The organism is Pseudomonas sp. TUM22785 (genome assembly GCF_028198105.1).
GTDB classification, from domain to species: Bacteria; Pseudomonadota; Gammaproteobacteria; order Pseudomonadales; family Pseudomonadaceae; genus Metapseudomonas; species Metapseudomonas solani.
Window position 1 is genome coordinate 4500373 of the sequence record NZ_CP116239.1, and the last position, 13088, is coordinate 4513460.

Genomic DNA, 13088 nt, shown 5'->3' on the forward strand with positions numbered 1-13088 from the left:
GACGTGGTTTCCCACGTTCAAATGAATTCGCAAACAAGTCCGGCGGAGCCGGGTGCAGCACTTCGCCTTGCCTGAACCAAGCGAGCTAGAAGCTGCGCCCATCCACCTTCACCACCTTCAGGGTGTCGGGGTCGACGCCCTCCAGGCAGCGCACGTTCACCGCCGCCATGGCATTGCCCTGGGGATCGGCCGCCTCGCCGAAGGGTGCGCAGCCGCAGTTGGCGCAGAAGTGATGGGCGATGTGCATGCGGTTGAAGCGGTAGGTGGACAGGTCCGTGTCCGGGGTCGACAGCGTCAGTTGCGCCCGTGGCACGAACCACAGCAGGTAGCCGCGCTTGCTGCATAGCGAGCAGTTGCACTCCATCACCTCGGCGAGCGGGCTGCCGTCCACCTCGAACGCGATCCGGCCGCAATGGCAGCCGCCTGTGTATTTCATGGGTCTCTCCCTGCCTGGCCCGTCGCAGGCCGATGTCGCCACGTTAGACCAGGGTCGCCCAGTGCGCCATGTCCAGGCGGAAGCCCAGCAGCGTCTCCTCGCGCCCACGGAACTCGCGGGGGAAGCGCTGCCCCAGGGGCTGCAGGCCGATGCCGGTCATCACCCGCGCCGAGGCCGGGTTGTGCGCCAGGCAGTAACCCTCCACCCAGGCCAGGCCGAGCACCTCGAAGGCATGGGCCAGCACCAGGCGTGCGGCCTCCTGCATGTAGCCCTGGCCCCAGTACGGCTTGCCGATCCAGTAGGCCAGTTCGCCGGATTCGGCGCCGGCTCGCAGCCCCATCAGGCTGATACAGCCGAGCAGCGCATCATCCTCGCGCCGGACGATGGCCCAGGTGATGCGCGGGCGCTGCGGGTAGCCAGGCTCCAGGCTGGCGATCCAGCCCTGGGCCAGTTCCAGGGGATAGGGATGGGGAATGGTCGCGGTGGTCGCCGCGATGGCCGGGTCACCGGCCAGGCGCTGAACCTCGGGCGCGTCGTCGGCCCTGAAGGGGCGCAGCCCGACGCGCGGGCCATTGAGCGATGGCGTCGTCATCTGCGGGCCTCCCCGCCCCGTGGTGTGTCGTCAGCCCAGCATGCCCACGTGTTTCGGGTGGCTGGCCACGCGGTCCATCCAGGCCAGTACGGCCGGGAAGCGCGAGAGGTCGAAACCGCCCTCTTCCGCCACATGGGTGTAGGCATAGAGGGCGATGTCGGCGATGGAGTACTGCTCGCCCACCAGGTACGGCGTGCGCGAGAGCTGCTGTTCCATCACCTTGAGCGCCTTGTAGCCCCGCGCCAGGCAAGTGCGGTATTCCTCTTCGCGCTCGGCGGGCATGCCCTGGTAGAGCTTGATGAAACGCGCCACCGCCACATAGGGCTCGTGGCTGTACTGCTCGAAGAACTGCCACTGCAGCACCTGGGTGCGCAGGCGCGGCTCGCTGGGCAGCAGGTCGCTGCCCTCGGCGAGGAAGTTGAGGATGGCGTTGGACTCCCAGAGCGTGGTGCCGTCTTCCAGTTCCAGCACCGGGATCTTGCCGTTGGGGTTCAGCGCCAGAAAGGCTTCGCTCTGGGTCTCGCCCTTGAGGATGTCCACCGGCACCCACTGGTAGGGCTTGCCGAGCAGGGTGAGGATCAGTTTGACCTTGTAGCAATTGCCGGAGATGTAATCGCCGTGAACCTTGTACATGTCGTACTCCTCGATCAGGCGGCCTCGGCGGCCAATGCGTGACGGATGACCCCGGCGAGGCGCTGCAGGCCTTCGCCCAGGCGCTCGGGTGCCACATGGCTGAAGTTAAGACGCAGATAGCCGGGATGCTGGTCCGGGTCGATGAAGAAAGGCTCGCCCGGCATGAAAGCGACGTTCTGCTCCAGCGCCGGCTTGAGCAGAGTACGGGTGTCCAGCGGCTGCTTCAGCGCCAGCCAGAAGAACAGGCCGCCCTGGGGAATCTGCCAGGTGGCGAGGTCGGCGAAATGCTCTTCCAGCGCCGCCTGCATGGCGTCGCGGCGCTGGCGGTAGAAGTCGCGCAGCTCGGCCAGGTGCTCGCGGTACTGCTCGGTGCCCAGCCATTGCAGGGCCTGCCACTGGCCGATGCGGTTGGTGTGCAGGTCGGCGGACTGCTTCAGGCGCAGCAGGTAGGGGAACAGGTCCGGGCTGGCGATCAGGAAGCCCACGCGCAGGCCCGGCAGCAGGGTCTTGGACACCGTGCCGGTGTAGATCCAGCTGGCCTTCTTCAGGCGGCTGACGATAGGGGTAGCGGTGCCTTCGTCGAACACCAGCTCACGGTAGGGCTCGTCTTCGATCAGGGTCACGCCGAACTCGTCCAGCAGCGCCGCCACGGCATCGCGCTTGGCTTCGCTGTAGCGCACGGCCGAGGGGTTCTGGAAGGTCGGGATCAGGTAGGCGAAGGCCGGCTTGTGTTGCTCCAGGCGCTGGCGCAGGGAGGCCAGCTCGGGGCCGTCGGCTTCCTGGGCCACGGCGATGCAATCGGCGCCGAACAGCTGGAAGGCCTGCAGGGCGGCCAGGTAGGTCGGCGCCTCCAGCAGCACTTCGGTGCCCGGGTCGATGAACAGCTTGGACGCCAGGTCCAGGGCCTGCTGGGAGCCGCTGACGATCAGCACCTGGCTGGCGTCGCACTGCACGCCCAGCTTCTGCGCCTCGGCGGCGATGGCCTCGCGCAGCGCCGGCTCGCCTTCGCTCATGCCGTATTGGCCCATGCTCACCGGCATGTCCGCCCACTCCACCTTCGGCAGCATCGGTTCGGCCGGCAGGCCACCGGCGAAGGACATCACCTCCGGGCGCTGCGCCGCAGCGAGGATTTCACGGATCAAGGAGCTTTTCAGGCGGGCGATGCGTTCGGAGAAGGCCATGGGTTGTCACCGGGTGCGAAGGCGGGAAAACTGAGTCAAACTGCTTGACCGAAATTACGATGCCCGGGATGGATACGTCAATATGCTTGACCTTAAAAACCCAGCCGTCCAGCACGCCGCCATGGAAGCCTTCTTCTTCGGCTACCAGGCCTTCACCAGCAAGCCCGACGAAATGCTCGCCCGTCGCGGCCTGTCGCGGGTGCACCACCGCATCCTGTTCTTCATCGCCAAGTACCCGGGGCTCAGCGTCAAGGAGATGCTCGGCTACCTGGGCGTCAGCAAGCAGGCGTTGAACACGCCCCTGCGCCAATTGATGGAGATGGACCTGGTGCAAAGCACCGCCGCCGACGACGACAAGCGCAAGCGCCAGCTGGGCCTGACCGCCGACGGTTCGAAACTGGAGAAGAGCCTGCGCCGCGAGCAGGCGCGCCTGCTGGAACGCGCCTTCAGCGAGGCTGGGGCGGACGCCGTGGATGGCTGGCTGAAGGTCAACCAGGCATTGTCCAGCGCGCGCCCGGGCGAGAGCGAAGAAGCCGCCTGACTCAGGCCTGCCCGGCCATGTCCCTGGCGCCGCGGAAGAACACCAGCGCCATGGCGATGGACGAGCCCAGCAGCGGCAGCAGGGAAACCAGCACCAGCAATACCGTCGCCATCATCACCCCGCCCACCAGCAGCAACCAGGCCATGACGCGGAACGGCGGATAGACGTTCTGCACCTTGAGCAGGCGCACCGCCAGCCAGATGACCACGGCGCCATAGCCGACCATCAGCCCCAGGTACGCCCCCAGCTGCCAGCCCAGGCGCGCCATGGCCGCGTCGTCCACCAGCATCATCATCACCTGGGACACCACGCCCGCCAGGATCACCAGCCAGGTCGGCCAGGCCAGCCCGGTGGCGGCGAAGCGCGCCTCGGCGAAGCCCTTCAGGCGCAGGCTCAGGTAGCTGCCCAGCAGCATCACCGCCAGGCCCAGCCAGTCGGCGACCAGCGAGGCGCTGTGGATGCCGATGAAATCCCCGAGGAAGATGAACACCAGCACCGCCACCGACCCCAGGGCCGAGATCAGGCACAGCCAGCCCAGCAGGTTGAGCAGCCCCGGGCTCCAGTCCGGCAGTTCGTGAGGGGCTTGTGCGCCCACCAGATCAGTCTGGGGTGCGGCGTAGGGGTTTTCGTCCATGTGGCGGGGCTCCTGGGGAAACTGAGAACCGGAACAGTACTGGCTGTATCCACGCTCGTCACGCGACTGTATCGCTTTTTGCGCGCTTCGCTGTACGGGGCGCGGCAACGCGCCACGCCGTAGGCTTCCAGCATTCCCAAAAGAGTGCCCCGCCATGAGCCTGGAACTGCTGCTCGCCTTCGCCCTGTTCGCCTTCGTCACCTCGGTCACGCCGGGCCCCAACAACATGATGCTGCTCGCCTCCGGGGTGAACTTCGGCGTGCGCCGCAGCCTGCCGCACATGCTCGGCATCAGCCTGGGCTTCATGGTCCTGGTGATCGCGGTCGGCCTCGGCCTGCACCAGGTCTTCGAGCAGGTGCCGGTGCTCTACACCACCCTGCGCTACCTCGGCGCGGCCTACCTCCTCTACCTAGCGTGGAAGATCGCCGGCTCCGGCGCCCCCGACAGCCGTGACAGCGGCGCGCGGCCCTTCACCTTCTTTCAGGCGGCGGCCTTCCAGTGGGTTAACCCGAAAGCCTGGGTCATGGCGATCGGCGCCATCACCACCTATACCCCCCAGGAGAACTTCGTCACCAATGCGTTGCTGATCGCCGCGCTGTTCGCCCTGATCAACTGCCCCAGCGTCGGGCTCTGGACCGTGGCCGGCAGCCTGCTGCGCCGCTGGCTATCCTCGCCACGGGTGCTGCGTGCCTTCAATATCGGCATGGCCCTGCTGCTGGTGGCCTCGCTCTATCCGATCCTCGTCGACTTCAAGGAAACCGTCTGATGACCCAGGCTTCCGACTCCAGCGCCGCCCTGCCCCGCCTGCGCCCGCTGGCCGACTCCTCGCCCTCGGCGGTGGTGGCGGGCTTCATCGCCATGCTCACCGGCTACACCAGCTCCCTGGTGCTGATGTTCCAGGCCGGCCAGGCCGCCGGGCTCAGCGCCGGGCAGATTTCCTCGTGGATCTGGGCCCTGTCCATCGGCATGGCGGCCTGCAGCATCGGCCTGTCGCTGCGCTACCGCACGCCCATCACCGTGGCCTGGTCGACCCCCGGCGCGGCGCTGCTGATCACCAGCCTGCCGGGTGTCTCCTACAACGAGGCCATCGGCGCCTTCATCGTCTGTGCCGTGCTGCTCACCCTGGTCGGCCTCACCGGCGGCTTCGAGCGCCTGATGCGCCGCCTGCCCGGCTCCCTGGCCGCCGCCCTGCTGGCGGGCATCCTGTTCAAGATCGGCAGCGAGATCTTCGTCGCCGCGCAGCATCGCACCGCGCTGGTGCTGGCGATGTTCTTCAGCTACCTGCTGCTCAAGCGCCTGCAGCCACGCTACGCGGTGCTGGTGGCGCTGCTGGTGGGGTGCGCCATGTCGGCGGCGCTGGGGCTGCTGGACTTCAGCGGCTTCGACTTCGCCCTGGCGCAGCCGGTATGGACCACGCCGAGCTTCTCCTTCACCGCCATCATCAGCATCGGCATCCCGCTGTTCATCGTCGCCATGGCCTCGCAGAACATCCCCGGCATCGCCGTGCTGCGCGCCGACGGCTACCAGGTGCCGGCCTCGCCACTGATCTCGGTCACCGGCTTCGCCTCGCTGCTGCTGGCGCCCTTCGGCTCCCACGGCATCAACCTGGCGGCCATCAGCGCCGCCATCTGCACCGGCCCCCACGCCCACGAAGACCGCAACAAGCGCTACACCGCCGCCGTCTGGTGCGGCATCTTCTACGGCATCGCCGGCACCTTCGCCGCCACCCTCGCCGCCCTGTTCGCCGCCTTCCCCAAGGAGCTGGTGCTCTCGGTGGCCGCCCTGGCGCTGTTCGGTTCCATCAGCAACGGCCTCACCGTGGCGATGAACGAACCCAAGGAACGCGAAGCGGCGCTGATCACCTTCATGGTCACCGCCTCGGGCATGAGCCTGCTGTCCATCGGCTCGGCCTTCTGGGGCCTGGTGGCCGGGGTGCTGACCCTGGTGATCCTCAACTGGAATACCGGCAAGAACTGAAGCACGGGCGGCTTGATATCGGTGCAATGACCGGCACCGCCGGTGGATGAAAAGAGCGTCATCCACCCTACTCATCGATCAGCTTCGTAGGTTGGCGCCGAACGCAGCGAGGCCCAACCTACGGTGTCTCCTATGCCCCGGCCGGCATCGCTTGGGAATGTAGGGTGGACCACGCTTCACCGGTCCACCGCAGCGGAGCCCGGACCAGCACCGTAGCCCGGGCTTCAGCCCGGGACGCTGGCACGCAACCTTCAGGCCTCCGACGCCAGCTCGCGTCCGTGCACGCGGTTGACCCACCAGCCGAAGGCGGCGGCGGTGAAGAACATGATGATGCTGTAGATGGCCGCCGGGATGGCCATGGTCGGGTTGTTCAGCAGCATCGGGCTCAGCGCCAGGGCGATGGCCAGGGTGCCGTTGTGGATGCCGATCTCCATGCCGATGGCCACCGCCTGGCGTTGGCTGAGGCGGCACAGGCGCGGCACGAAGTAGCCCACCGCCAGGCTGATGAGGTTGAACGCCAGCGCCGCCAGGCCCACCACCGGGGCGTAGTCGACGAAGGTGCGCCAGTCCTTGGCCACCGCCAGCACGATGATCAGCAGCAGGAACAGCGCCGAGATGATCTTCACCGGCGTCTCCATGCGCGCGGCGAAGCCGGGGAAGCGGCTGCGCAGGAACATGCCGATGGCCACCGGGCCGAGGACGATGGCGAACACCTGCACTACCTTGGCGAATTGCAGGGGGATGGTCTGGTCGCCGGTCATGAAGTGGGCCAGGGACAGGTTGACGATGAAGGGCATGGTGAGGATGGCGATCACCGAACTCACCGCCGTCAGGGTGATGTTCAGCGCCACGTCGCCGTGGGCCAGGTGGCTATAGAGGTTGGCCGAGGTGCCGCCGGGGGATGCCGCCAGCAGCATCATGCCCACCGCCAGCGCCGCCTCCAGCTGGAAACCCTTGGCGAGCAGGAAGCAGGCCAGCGGCAGCAGGAGGATCTGGCAGCCGAGGCCGATCAGTACCGGTTTGGGGAATTTCACCACCCGGGCGAAGTCCGCCAGGGTCAGGGACAGCCCGAGGCCGAGCATGATGATGCCCAGCGCCAGGGGCAGGAAGACGGTTACCAGGGGGCTTGCGGTCATGTTGTTCTCCTTGTCGGACCTTGGCGGATTCTGCGCACGCGACGCGTGGCTGAATAGTGGCCCCGCAGGCCAGCCCCGGTCCGACCTGTAACAGAATGCAAAAAGGCGCCCTAGGGCGCCTCTGCATGACCGCGTAGAGGGTCAGATGGCGGTGGCGCCACCGTCCACGGCCAGGGAATGGCCGGTGGTGAAGCCCGCGGCGTCGCTGCACAGGTAGAGCACCGCGCCGGCGATCTCCTCGACCTTGCCGATGCGCCCCACCGGGTGCATGGCGGCGGCGAACTCGCCCTTCTTCGGGTCGGCCTCGTAGGCGCGACGGAACATGTCGGTGTCGATCACCGCCGGGCACACCGCGTTGACGCGGATCTTCTTCTTCGCGTACTCGACGGCCGCCGATTTGGTCAGGCCGATCACCGCATGCTTGGAAGCGGCGTAGATGCTCATCTTCGGTGCCGCACCGAGGCCGGCGACGGAGGCGGTGTTGACGATGGCGCCGGCGCTGCCCTGGGCCAGCATCTGCGGGATCTGGTACTTCATGCACAGCCAGACGCCCTTGACGTTGACGCCCATGATGGCGTCGAACTCGGCCTCGGACCCCTCGGCCAGCTTGCCCTTCTCGATCTCGATGCCGGCGTTGTTGAAGGCGTAGTCGAGGCGACCATAGGCGGCGACGGTACCTTCCACCAGGGCCTTCACCTCGGCATCGACGGTGACGTTGCAGCGGATGAAGGTGGCGTCGCCACCGGCATCGCGGATCAGTTGCACAGTGCCTTCGCCACCGGCGGCGTCGACATCGGACACCACCACCTTCAGGCCTTCGGCGGCGAATGCCTGGGCGGTCGCGCGGCCGATACCATTGGCGGCGCCAGTCACCAGGGCGACCTGGCCGGAGAAAGTCATGCTCATCTATGCAACCTCGGTTGGAATGGGGGAACCGGGCTGGAGTCTAGTCACTGGAGGGGGCTCGGCGTCAGCATCATCAGGTCCGTGGTGGGTGCTGCATCCAATCTGCTGATGAAGCACCCCCGCAATGATCATTGCGATTCATGGCCGGACATTCCTCGCCGCGACTAAGCTTGCCCTCCACCGCCGTGCAGACTAAACCGGTGGTTTCCCTATTCGGAGTGCCCTGCCATGTCCCAGCTCAACCGCCAGTTCCTGCTCGCCAAGCGTCCGGTCGGCGCAGCCACCCGCGACACCTTCTCTTATGTCGAGAAGCCGGTGGCCGAGCCCGGGCCGAACCAGATAGTCGTGGAAAACCTCTACCTGTCCCTCGACCCAGCCATGCGCGGCTGGATGAACGACGCCAAGTCCTACATCCCGCCGGTGGGCCTGGGCGAAGTGATGCGCGCCCTGGGCGTAGGCAAGGTGATCGCCTCCAACCACCCGGACTTCGCGGTGGGTGACCACGTCAACGGCGCCCTGGGCGTGCAGGACTACTTCGTCGGCGAGCCCCGTGGCTTCTACAAGGTCGACCCGAGCCGCGCACCGCTGCCGCTCTACCTCTCCGCCCTGGGCATGACCGGCATGACCGCCTACTTCGCCCTGCTCGACGTCGGTGCACCCAAGGCCGGTGACACCGTGGTGCTCTCCGGCGCCGCCGGCGCGGTCGGCAGCATCGCCGGGCAGATCGCCAAGATCAAAGGCTGCCGCGTGGTCGGCATCGCCGGTGGCGCCGACAAGTGCCGCTTCCTGATCGACGAACTCGGCTTCGACGCCGCCATCGACTACAAGAACGAAGACGTCGCCGCCGGCCTCAAGCGCGAGTGCCCGAAAGGCGTGGACGTGTACTTCGACAACGTCGGCGGCGACATCCTCGACGCCGTGCTCACCCGCCTGGCCCCGCGCGCGCGCATCGTCATCTGCGGCGCCATCAGCCAGTACAACAACAAGGAAGCGGTGAAGGGCCCGGCCAACTACCTGTCGCTGCTGGTCAACCGCGCGCGCATGGAAGGCTTCGTGGTCATGGACCACGCCGCCAACTTCGCCAGCGCCGCCCAGGAAATGGGCGGCTGGATGGCCGCCGGCAAGCTGAAGAGCAAGGAAGACATCGTCGAAGGCCTGGAAACCTTCCCGGAAACCCTCGGCAAGCTGTTCAGCGGCGAGAACTTCGGCAAGCTGGTGCTGAAGGTCAAGTAACCCTTCCGCGCCAATAAAAATGGCCCGGGCTGCAGTGCAGTCCGGGCCATTTTCATTTGGGGCTCATGTAGGTCGGGTGCAACCCGACCAACCATCGCGCGACACCACGCGGGGGGCGCCGATCGCGCCTCAGGCGAGTTCGGCAACCACGGCGGCCAGGGCCTTGGCCGGGTCGGCGGCCTGGCTGATGGGGCGGCCGATCACCAGGTAGTCGGAGCCGGCGTCCAGGGCCTGGCGCGGGGTGAGGATGCGGCGCTGGTCGTCCTGGGCGCTGCCCGCCGGGCGGATGCCGGGGGTGACCAGTTGCAGGCTCGGGTGCGCCGCCTTCAGTGCGGTGGCTTCCTGGGCCGAGCACACCAGGCCGTCCATACCGGCCTTCTGCGCCAGGGCGGCCAGGCGCAGCACCTGCTCCTGGGGCTCGATGTCCAGGCCGATGCCGGCTAGGTCCTCGCGCTCCATGCTGGTGAGCACGGTCACGCCGATCAGCAGCGGCTTGGGCCCGTTGAACTGTTCCAGGATCTCGCGGCAGGCCGCCATCATGCGCAGGCCGCCGGAGCAGTGCACGTTGACCATCCACACGCCCATCTCCGCCGCCGCCTTCACCGCCATCGCGGTGGTGTTGGGGATGTCGTGGAATTTCAGGTCGAGGAACACCTCGAAGCCGCGGTCACGCAGGGTGGTGACGATGTCCGATGCGCAGCTGGTGAACAGCTCCTTGCCCACTTTCACCCGGCACAGCTTTGGGTCCAGCTGGTCGGCCAGCTTCAGCGCGGCTTCGCGGGTGGGGAAATCGAGGGCGACGATGATGGGCGTCTGGCAGGCGGACATGGGCGGGCTCTCTGGCAAGTCGAAAACGGCGCGCATTGTAGCGGAAGCCCGCGCCCGCCGCTGCCCCGGTGATCGCCCGCGCTCATGCCAGATGATCGAGGGCGAAGGCGGTCATGAAGCCGGCCAGGGTGATCAGCCCGGTCCAGGCGTGGGTGCTTTCGAAGGCCTCGGGGATCAGCGTGTCCACCAGCATGCACAGCACCGCACCGGCGGAGAACGCCAGGGCGAAGCCCAGCCAGGCCGGCGGCAGGTCGCTCATCAGCCCCGGGCCGGCCATGGCCGCCAGGCCCGAGAGCAGCACGATGACACCCCACAGGCCGAACACGAACAGGCCGCTGCGCTTCTCCTCGCGCAGCCCGGCGGCGCTGGCCAGACCCTCCGGCAGGTTGGAGAGGAAGATCGCCACCAGCATCAGCAGGCTCACCTGGCCGCCATCCAGCAGCCCCAGGCCGAGCCCCAGGGACTCGGGAATGCCATCGAGGAAGGCACCCACGGCGATCAGCAGCGCCACCATGGAGCCCACGCCGCCGCTGCGCTGGCGATGATGCGCCTCCCAGCGGTCCAGCAGCTGGCTGGCGAGGACGAACAGCGCGCCACCGGCGAGCATGCCCGCCAGGGTCGGCCCCAGCCCGCCGAGGCGCTCGGCCTCGGGAATCTGCCCGAAGCACAGCGCGGCGATCAGCACCCCGCTGCCATAGGCCATCACCGAGGCGGTGACCGCCTTGGGCAACGACACCCAGAAGCCGATGGCGGCACCGAGCAACAGGCTGCTGGCGGCCAGCCAGCCCCAGAAACCGGCGAGCAGGGTGGTGGAAATCTGCATGACAACTCCTGTGGGGGAAGCGCATCCGAGCGCGGCGCGACATAAGTAACCCATCCAGCCCGGGAAAGCAGCCATGGCCCTTCCCCGGGTCGCGAGCGCCCTTTCCGAGATGAACGCCGCGCCTTTGTATCGAGCCCGATACAAAGCCGACACGCTGGCGACACCGCCATGGGCGAGCCTCTCGCCGCAATGGCCGGCAGCAGGACGGCGGAGTAGCATGCGCCCGATGGATGCCGACGGCCCGCCGCTCGACGCCCCGCCGCCAGACGCGAAGCACAGTGGTCCACCGGCCCGGTGAACCCGCCAGATGGCAAGAACACCCATGCACAACCAAGCCCCCGCCCCCGCCGACAACCGCCGCTGGAACACCCGCGCCCTGCTGGTGGACGATGACGTGCCGATCCGCGACCTGCTCTGCGACTACCTCGCCCGCTTCAATATCGAGGCCGTGGGCGTCGACGATGGCGAGGCGATGCGCGAGGCACTGGCCAGCGCCCCCTTCGACGTGGTGGTGCTGGACCTGATGCTGCCCGGCGAAGACGGCCTCTCTCTGTGCCGCTGGCTGCGCGGCGAGTCCGATATCCCGATCCTCATGCTCACCGCCCGTTGCGAGCCCACCGACCGCATCATTGGCCTGGAACTGGGCGCCGACGACTACATGGCCAAGCCCTTCGAGCCCCGTGAGCTGGTGGCGCGCATCCAGACCATTCTGCGCCGCGTGCGCGACGACCGCGAAGGCCTGCGGGCCGACCAGCGCGCCAGCATCCGCTTCGATGCCTGGCGCCTGAACGGCGTGCTGCGCCAGCTGCAATCCCCCGAAGGCCTGGTGGTGCCGCTGTCCAACGCCGAGTTCCGCCTGCTCTGGGTGTTCCTCGAACGCCCGCGCCGGGTGCTCAGCCGCGAGCAGTTGCTCGACGCCGCCCGGGGCCGCTCCATCGAAGCCTTCGACCGCAGCATCGACCTGCTCGTCTCGCGCCTGCGGCAGAAGCTCGGCGATGACCCCAAATCCCCACGTCTGATCAAGACCGTACGCGGCGAGGGCTACCTGTTCGACGCGAGGGAGATTGGCTGATGCGCCAGGCCGACACGCTGTTCGCACGCCTGTTCGGCATCTTCCTGGCCGCCATCGTCCTCGCCCACCTGCTGGCCTTCCTCTGGTTCCAGCAATACGGCAACCCGCCGCCGCAGCCCCAGCCCGGCCCGCCCCATGCCACCGATGGCCCGCGCCCCGGCCAGCCGCCGCCCCCGCGCCCGCTGTTCGGTGGCCCCCTGGTGCCGCTGACCTTCCAGCTGCTGACCCTGATCGTCGCCGCCTGGTACGGCGCCCGCGTGCTGTCGCGGCCCATCCAGCGCCTGGCCAGCGCCGCCGACCGCCTCAGCGAAAACCTCCAGGCCCCGCCCCTGGATGAACGCGGCCCGCGCGAGGTGCGCCAGGCCGCCCACGCCTTCAACCTGATGCAGCAGCGCATCCGCGAGCAGGTGGCCCAGCGCAGCCGCATGCTTGCCGCCGTCTCCCACGACCTGCGCACCCCCATCGCCCGGGTCAAGCTGCGCGTGGAGCAGGTGCCGGATGCCCAGCTGCGCAGCCGCATGGACCAGGACCTGGGGGAAATGGTCGCCATGCTCGACGCCACCCTCAGCTACCTGCACCAGCAGCGCGCCGACGAAGCGCTGCAGCTGTTCGATCTCCAGGCCCTGGTGGAATCCATGGCCGAAGACGCCCAGGACCGTGGCGCCGATGTGCGTGCGGAAGGCCAATGCGCGCCGCTGCGGGCCCAACCCATGGCGCTGCGCTCCTGCGTCAGCAACCTGGTAGAAAACGCCCTGCGCTACGCCGGCCATGCGCGGGTCCGCCTCAAAGACGGCCCCACCGAGGTGCGCATCCACGTCAGCGACCGTGGCCCCGGCATCGCCGCCGAACAACGCGAAGCGGTGTTCGAGCCGTTCTTCCGCCTCGAAGGCTCGCGCAACCGCAGCTCCGGCGGCGTCGGCCTGGGCCTGACCATCGCCCGCGAAGCCGCCCGGCGCCAGGGCGGCGACCTGGTGCTGGGCGAAAACCCCGGCGGCGGCCTGCTGGCCACCCTGAGCATCCCCCGCGCCTGAGCCCCGTCTCCACGCTGATACAAAGCGCATAAACCCCCGACACGCTTGCGCCTGAACCTGCGAGA

At 67.9% G+C, this 13088-nt stretch carries 15 protein-coding genes; 6 read left to right on the forward strand and 9 right to left on the reverse strand.

Annotated elements, in window-relative coordinates:
- Positions 1–85 precede the first annotated feature (85 nt).
- Genes PI990_RS20440 through PI990_RS20455 form a run of 4 tightly spaced genes read right to left on the reverse strand, consistent with a single transcriptional unit; the run spans position 86 to position 2842 of the window.
- The gene (locus PI990_RS20440) at positions 86–436 is read right to left on the reverse strand and encodes a GFA family protein (protein WP_021222676.1); all 351 of its coding nucleotides are present in this window, start codon (positions 434–436) and stop codon (positions 86–88) included.
- Between the two features lie 43 nt (positions 437–479).
- Entirely contained in the window at positions 480–1028 is a 549-nt protein-coding gene (locus tag PI990_RS20445; protein WP_021222677.1) for a GNAT family N-acetyltransferase, read from the reverse strand.
- A 30-nt stretch (positions 1029–1058) separates the two neighbouring features.
- Entirely contained in the window at positions 1059–1661 is a 603-nt protein-coding gene (locus tag PI990_RS20450; RefSeq protein ID WP_173178347.1) for a glutathione S-transferase family protein, read from the reverse strand.
- A 14-nt stretch (positions 1662–1675) separates the two neighbouring features.
- The gene (locus tag PI990_RS20455; protein WP_271658291.1) at positions 1676–2842 is read right to left on the reverse strand and encodes an aminotransferase-like domain-containing protein; all 1167 of its coding nucleotides are present in this window, start codon (positions 2840–2842) and stop codon (positions 1676–1678) included.
- Between the two features lie 82 nt (positions 2843–2924).
- Between PI990_RS20455 and PI990_RS20460 the strand changes: the two genes are divergently transcribed.
- The gene (locus tag PI990_RS20460; protein ID WP_031289025.1) at positions 2925–3383 is read left to right on the forward strand and encodes a MarR family winged helix-turn-helix transcriptional regulator; all 459 of its coding nucleotides are present in this window, start codon (positions 2925–2927) and stop codon (positions 3381–3383) included.
- A gap of 1 nt (position 3384) precedes the next feature.
- On the opposite strand, the gene PI990_RS20465 is transcribed toward PI990_RS20460, so the two are convergent.
- Positions 3385–4017: a hypothetical protein gene (locus tag PI990_RS20465; protein WP_271658292.1), complete on the reverse strand. Its 633-nt coding sequence runs from the start codon at positions 4015–4017 to the stop codon at positions 3385–3387.
- Positions 4018–4171: 154 nt separating this feature from the next.
- Between PI990_RS20465 and PI990_RS20470 the strand changes: the two genes are divergently transcribed.
- Both PI990_RS20470 and PI990_RS20475 read left to right on the forward strand, forming a co-directional pair.
- A complete protein-coding gene (locus tag PI990_RS20470; RefSeq protein WP_271658293.1) occupies positions 4172–4783 on the forward strand; it encodes a LysE family translocator in 612 nt (203 codons plus the stop codon).
- Positions 4783–5994, forward strand: coding sequence for a benzoate/H(+) symporter BenE family transporter (locus tag PI990_RS20475; RefSeq protein WP_021222683.1), 1212 nt, complete (start codon positions 4783–4785; stop codon positions 5992–5994). The genes PI990_RS20470 and PI990_RS20475 overlap by 1 nt, the downstream gene beginning before the upstream one ends.
- Before the next feature lie 251 nt (positions 5995–6245).
- Here PI990_RS20475 and PI990_RS20480 read toward each other — a convergent pair whose 3' ends face one another.
- On the reverse strand, positions 6246–7130 hold the full coding sequence (locus PI990_RS20480; RefSeq protein ID WP_271658294.1) for a bile acid:sodium symporter family protein: 885 nt from the start codon (positions 7128–7130) through the stop codon (positions 6246–6248).
- A 141-nt stretch (positions 7131–7271) separates the two neighbouring features.
- Entirely contained in the window at positions 7272–8036 is a 765-nt protein-coding gene (locus tag PI990_RS20485; protein ID WP_021220670.1) for an SDR family oxidoreductase, read from the reverse strand.
- Between the two features lie 228 nt (positions 8037–8264).
- Between PI990_RS20485 and PI990_RS20490 the strand changes: the two genes are divergently transcribed.
- The gene (locus tag PI990_RS20490) at positions 8265–9269 is read left to right on the forward strand and encodes an NADP-dependent oxidoreductase (RefSeq protein WP_021220671.1); all 1005 of its coding nucleotides are present in this window, start codon (positions 8265–8267) and stop codon (positions 9267–9269) included.
- A gap of 129 nt (positions 9270–9398) precedes the next feature.
- On the opposite strand, the gene pyrF is transcribed toward PI990_RS20490, so the two are convergent.
- Both pyrF and PI990_RS20500 read right to left on the reverse strand, forming a co-directional pair.
- Entirely contained in the window at positions 9399–10097 is a 699-nt protein-coding gene (gene pyrF, locus PI990_RS20495) for an orotidine-5'-phosphate decarboxylase (protein ID WP_271658295.1), read from the reverse strand.
- Positions 10098–10179: 82 nt separating this feature from the next.
- A complete protein-coding gene (locus PI990_RS20500; protein ID WP_184490855.1) occupies positions 10180–10920 on the reverse strand; it encodes a ZIP family metal transporter in 741 nt (246 codons plus the stop codon).
- A gap of 307 nt (positions 10921–11227) precedes the next feature.
- Here PI990_RS20500 and PI990_RS20505 point away from each other — a divergent pair, with 307 nt between their 5' ends.
- Together PI990_RS20505 and PI990_RS20510 are read left to right on the forward strand one after the other, a co-directional pair.
- The gene (locus tag PI990_RS20505) at positions 11228–11992 is read left to right on the forward strand and encodes a response regulator (RefSeq protein ID WP_431482196.1); all 765 of its coding nucleotides are present in this window, start codon (positions 11228–11230) and stop codon (positions 11990–11992) included.
- Entirely contained in the window at positions 11989–13023 is a 1035-nt protein-coding gene (locus PI990_RS20510) for an ATP-binding protein (RefSeq protein ID WP_271661332.1), read from the forward strand. Before PI990_RS20505 ends, PI990_RS20510 begins: the two co-directional genes overlap by 4 nt.
- The last annotated feature ends 65 nt before the right edge of the window (positions 13024–13088 follow it).

Bases quoted from the DNA above. Each gene is read 5' to 3' on its own strand.
- PI990_RS20440 (WP_021222676.1), bottom strand. From the start codon at position 436: ATGAAATACACAGGCGGCTGCCATTGCGGCCGGATCGCGTTCGAGGTG.
- PI990_RS20445 (WP_021222677.1), bottom strand. From the start codon at position 1,028: ATGACGACGCCATCGCTCAATGGCCCGCGCGTCGGGCTGCGCCCCTTC.
- PI990_RS20450 (WP_173178347.1), bottom strand. From the start codon at position 1,661: ATGTACAAGGTTCACGGCGATTACATCTCCGGCAATTGCTACAAGGTC.
- PI990_RS20455 (WP_271658291.1), bottom strand. From the start codon at position 2,842: ATGGCCTTCTCCGAACGCATCGCCCGCCTGAAAAGCTCCTTGATCCGT.
- PI990_RS20460 (WP_031289025.1), top strand. From the start codon at position 2,925: ATGCTTGACCTTAAAAACCCAGCCGTCCAGCACGCCGCCATGGAAGCC.
- PI990_RS20465 (WP_271658292.1), bottom strand. From the start codon at position 4,017: ATGGACGAAAACCCCTACGCCGCACCCCAGACTGATCTGGTGGGCGCA.
- PI990_RS20470 (WP_271658293.1), top strand. From the start codon at position 4,172: ATGAGCCTGGAACTGCTGCTCGCCTTCGCCCTGTTCGCCTTCGTCACC.
- PI990_RS20475 (WP_021222683.1), top strand. From the start codon at position 4,783: ATGACCCAGGCTTCCGACTCCAGCGCCGCCCTGCCCCGCCTGCGCCCG.
- PI990_RS20480 (WP_271658294.1), bottom strand. From the start codon at position 7,130: ATGACCGCAAGCCCCCTGGTAACCGTCTTCCTGCCCCTGGCGCTGGGC.
- PI990_RS20485 (WP_021220670.1), bottom strand. From the start codon at position 8,036: ATGAGCATGACTTTCTCCGGCCAGGTCGCCCTGGTGACTGGCGCCGCC.
- PI990_RS20490 (WP_021220671.1), top strand. From the start codon at position 8,265: ATGTCCCAGCTCAACCGCCAGTTCCTGCTCGCCAAGCGTCCGGTCGGC.
- pyrF (WP_271658295.1), bottom strand. From the start codon at position 10,097: ATGTCCGCCTGCCAGACGCCCATCATCGTCGCCCTCGATTTCCCCACC.
- PI990_RS20500 (WP_184490855.1), bottom strand. From the start codon at position 10,920: ATGCAGATTTCCACCACCCTGCTCGCCGGTTTCTGGGGCTGGCTGGCC.
- PI990_RS20505 (WP_431482196.1), top strand. From the start codon at position 11,228: ATGGCAAGAACACCCATGCACAACCAAGCCCCCGCCCCCGCCGACAAC.